General features: G+C 74.6%; 5 protein-coding genes. All 5 read right to left on the bottom strand.

Translation table 11 applies throughout. The features are described from left to right. Positions 1-141: 141 nt before the first annotated feature. Entirely contained in the window at positions 142-354 is a 213-nt protein-coding gene (locus tag J2X60_RS19010; RefSeq protein WP_309777875.1) for a hypothetical protein, read from the bottom strand. Between the two features lie 253 nt (positions 355-607). After that, positions 608-1,630, bottom strand: coding sequence for a hypothetical protein (locus tag J2X60_RS19005; protein WP_309889724.1), 1,023 nt, complete (start codon positions 1,628-1,630; stop codon positions 608-610). After that, positions 1,627-2,577 carry a hypothetical protein gene (locus J2X60_RS19000; RefSeq protein WP_309889722.1) on the bottom strand — a complete coding sequence of 317 codons (951 nt, stop codon included), beginning with the start codon at positions 2,575-2,577 and terminating at the stop codon, positions 1,627-1,629. Before J2X60_RS19000 ends, J2X60_RS19005 begins: the two co-directional genes overlap by 4 nt. Beyond that, positions 2,574-3,032 (bottom strand): hypothetical protein, encoded by a 459-nt coding sequence (locus J2X60_RS18995; RefSeq protein ID WP_070417312.1) that lies wholly within the window; start codon positions 3,030-3,032, stop codon positions 2,574-2,576. The genes J2X60_RS19000 and J2X60_RS18995 overlap by 4 nt, the downstream gene beginning before the upstream one ends. After that, the gene (locus tag J2X60_RS18990; protein ID WP_070417311.1) at positions 3,029-3,472 is read right to left on the bottom strand and encodes a hypothetical protein; all 444 of its coding nucleotides are present in this window, start codon (positions 3,470-3,472) and stop codon (positions 3,029-3,031) included. The genes J2X60_RS18995 and J2X60_RS18990 overlap by 4 nt, the downstream gene beginning before the upstream one ends. Positions 3,473-3,772 lie beyond the last annotated feature (300 nt).

Below are 3,772 nucleotides of genomic sequence, written 5' to 3'. Positions count from 1 at the left end.
GGGGGGTGCCCGCGCAGCACCCCGCCCGCCGGCCCACCTCCCCCAGGACGGTGGCGGGGCGGGGGTTGAACCCCCCCCCCCTCCCTGCGGGGGGGGGGGGGGCGGGGGGCCCCCCCGCCTCCCGTCACGTCGTGGGTGCGGTCACCCCTGGTGGTCGCGCCCGCGGTGCTTCTCGCGCTTCTCGTGTCGCTCGTGCGCGCCGGGCTGCTCGCTCTCGGCCGTGCCGTCCGAGTCGCCGCTCAGTCCGTCCGCCAGGCCGTTGGTCTGGTCGAAGGGACGTCCGAGTGACTCGTCGCCCCGGTCTGCCACTGAGCGGTGACGCTCGTGGGCTTCGGGTTCGGGTTGATCGTCCATGCGCCGGACGCTCCGCGCGGCGCGATGTCGCCCGACCCAGACCCGGGACGGTTCGCGCGTCGCGGTACCACGGGCCCCCGTCCGGGGGTACGGTGGGGACTGCGCGCGAGGGGTTCCCCCCAACACCTCGCACGCAGCGCTCGACCGGTTCCCCCCAACAGGTCGAGACGCGCCGGCCCCGGTCTGTTCGCAGACCGGGGCCGTTGCACGTCGCCGTGGCGCTCGGCGCGTGTCGCGCGTCTCGCGTCTCGCGTCAGAGGGTGGCCGCGAAGTCCCGGACGGCCCGCTCCCAGCGTTCCGGGTCCTCGTTCCACTCGAGCGTGTGCGGCGCGGTCCGGAACGCGACCGCCCGGGTCCCCGGACGCGCGGTCTGCGCGGCGACGTCGGCCTCGGCGACGAGGGCGTCGGCCGCCGAGTGCACGAGCAGGGTCGGGGTCGCCGACGCCTGCCACGCGGTCGTCCGGACGGGAGCAGCGGAGCCGGCCAGCCGTGACAGCACGGCGGTGGTCGCGATCCGTGCCGCGACCGTACCGACGAACGCGGGGAGGTGGGCGCCCGACACCGCACCGCGGAGCGCCGAGGGCACGCTGAGCAGCGGCGAGATCCCGACGAGGCCGTCGACCTCGACCCGGGAGGCGGCGACCGAGCACGCGAGCGCCCCCGCCGACCAGCCCTGCAGCACGACCCGGGTGGCCCCGCGGCCCCGGGCTGCCCGGACCGCCGTCACGATGCGGTCGGCCGCGCCGGGGTCGAGCGAGCGGAGCGGGAGGTCGGTCGTGTCGACGACCTCGGACGTCGCGCCGAGGGCACGCCAGACCGGGATGCCCCGGAGGACCTGCCGCGGCCCGAGCGACTGCCCGTGCACGTGGACGACGTGCGTGGGCCCGTCGCCGGGGACGTCGGTCGGCTCGTCACCGAGGACGTCGGTCGGTTCGTCACCGGGGACGTCCGCGAGGTCGTCGTACAGCAGCGCGTCCCAGCCCCACTCGCCGCCGGCTGCCGGGCCGTCCGTGCGCCGCCGGACCGTGTCCCCGTCGGTGCCGAGCACGTCCTGCACGCGGACGTCCTGGCCGTCGCGGGTGATCCGGTACGTCCCGGGCAGACGGGTGTCGCGGGTAGCCACGAACTCGGCATCGGTCGGGGTGGCGCCCCGCACGGTGGCGGTCGCCGAGTACGGCGTGGGGAAGAGCAGCCGACGCGCGACGAACGCGCCCAGCCCGAGCGTCCCGACGGCACCCACTGCGGTCCCGAGTGCGGCGATGCGTCCACCGGTCATGTGGTCTCCTCCAGTCGTGCGGTGGTGAGCGTCGCGGCGGCCGGGACGTCCTGCCCGGCCTCACGCGCGCGGTCCTCGATCTCGACGGACAGCCGGTGCAGTCGGCTCCGCCACTGGCCACGCTGCCAGGCGATCGTGAAGTACAGCCCTCGGTTGCCGGACGCGCCCTCGAGTCGCCGCAGCTCGGGCTCCAGCGTCCGGAAGCGGACCCGGGCGGCTCGCCAGTCGCGGAACTCGCGGGCGGCGTCGGGCAGCACCCCGCCGGCGGCACCCACGGCGAGCAGGACCATCGAGGTGAGGAAGACCGGTGCGTAGACGGTGCCGAGCACCCGGACCGCAGCGTCCAGGCCGAGCACGTGCACGGCGTCGAGCGCGACCGCGATGGCCGCGAGCAGGACCATCGCCGCGGCACCGACGACGAACAGCCAGTACATGCGCCCGAGGCCGTCGCCCTCGCGGAAGCCGCGGAGGACCGCCAGTGCGGACCGGGTGATCACGACGGCGATGTACGTCATCTCCACCGCGGAGTAGAGCGCGGTCGGCAGCTGGTCACCGTACTCGACCATGAACTGCGAGGTGGGCTCGGGGGCGTCGATCAGCACGAACAGCGCGACGAGCGCGACGAGGACCAGCGCGACGCCGACGAGCCGACTCGGTCGCAGCAGTCGCGCGGACCGGGCGGCCGCCTCGACCGACTGCGCGAGGGCGAACAGGCCGCACACCATCAGGCAGCGGCCGAGCAGGTCGGCGACGTTCGGCGTGCGGGCCAGCCCGCCGAGGAACGTCACGACGTCGGGCTGGTTGATGCTCAGTCCGACGGCGACGAACGCGCAGCAGACCATGAGCCAGGTGACGCTCGCCGACTGGGTCCGGACGAGCCAGAGCCGGACGACGAGGACGGCCAGGATCAGCCAGACCGGGAGGGATCCCCAGACGTGCAGCGTCACCGGAAGATCCCGCGCGGCGCGGTGTCGGGGTCGAGCAGCCCGATCCGCAGGGCGAGCTGGTCGGCGACGAGCTCGACCGCCTGCTCGTGCGGGGTGTCGAGCGACCGGGTGAACGCCGTCCGTCCGGTGAGCAGCCCCGTGTACGCCTCGTGGTCGCAGCCGGGGTCGGCGAGGAACACGTGTGCGAGCTCGTGCAGCACGCAGGCCACCCGGGAGCGTTCGGACAGGTCGGGACGCGTCTCGAGCAGGGCGTGGTCCGCGCGCTGGATCAGCCGGGCGGAGAGGTCACCGGGCAGTGCGGTCGTGCGGAGCCGGATCGGCTTGCCGAGGGCGGACTCGGCACGGACGAGCAGCTCCGGCAGCGTCAGTCGCCGGGGAAGTCCGAGTCGCTGCACGCTGCGCCGGGCCTCGGCCTGCTGGCGGCGGGCACCGATCCGGTCGGCGAACGCGCTCACGGCGTCGACCCGGAGTCGTCGAGCCGCCGGACGTGCTCGGTGAAGTCGCGGATCTCGGCCGCGGAGGCGAACTCCCCGAGCCGCCGGGTGGCGAACGCCACGACCTCGCGCTTGCGGAGTTCGAGGACGAGTTCGAGCTGCGCCTGCACCCGCTCCGGGACGTCCGTGTTGCCCGCGGCGTCGGTGAGGTACTCGGACGGCACACCGAAGTAGCCGGCAAGCGCGACGAGCAGGCGCTGGTCACGGACGGCCGGTCCGTTGCCCCCGAGCATGTAGCCCCACCGCGGTCGGCTCATCGAGGCGCCCTGCGCCTCGATCTCCGCCACGATCTCCTTGTAGGAGGGGCGCTGCCCGGAGTTGGCCTCGACGACGTCCATCAGGAGCTGCAGCTTGCGTGAGAGCTCGCGTCGGTGTGCGTCGTCGTCGGTGTACTCGATCATGTCTCCCCGCCCTGTACATCTGTCTCAGACATGGTAAAACTGAACCAGTGCGTCGGCCAGCGACACCCACTCTGCCAGGCGCGTGCCCGTTCGTCAGGTCGGCATTTCGTGGGGGGATGCCGAACAGGCGGGTTGCGCCGAGCGGTGGTCGCGAGCCGACGACGGACGGGAGGCGCGGGGGCCCCGGGCCCCCCCCCCCCCCCCCCCCCCCCCCCCCCCCCCCCCCCCCCCCCCGCCCGGGGGGGGGCCGCGCGCCCCCGGCGCAGGGGCGCTCGGCGCTTAAGTACTGGTATTAGTGGG

Source organism: Curtobacterium sp. 320 (assembly GCF_031455235.1).
Lineage (GTDB): Bacteria > Actinomycetota > Actinomycetes > Actinomycetales > Microbacteriaceae > Curtobacterium.
The sequence above is the reverse complement of the archived record's forward strand: the minus strand, read 5'-3'. Positions and strand labels throughout refer to the sequence as shown.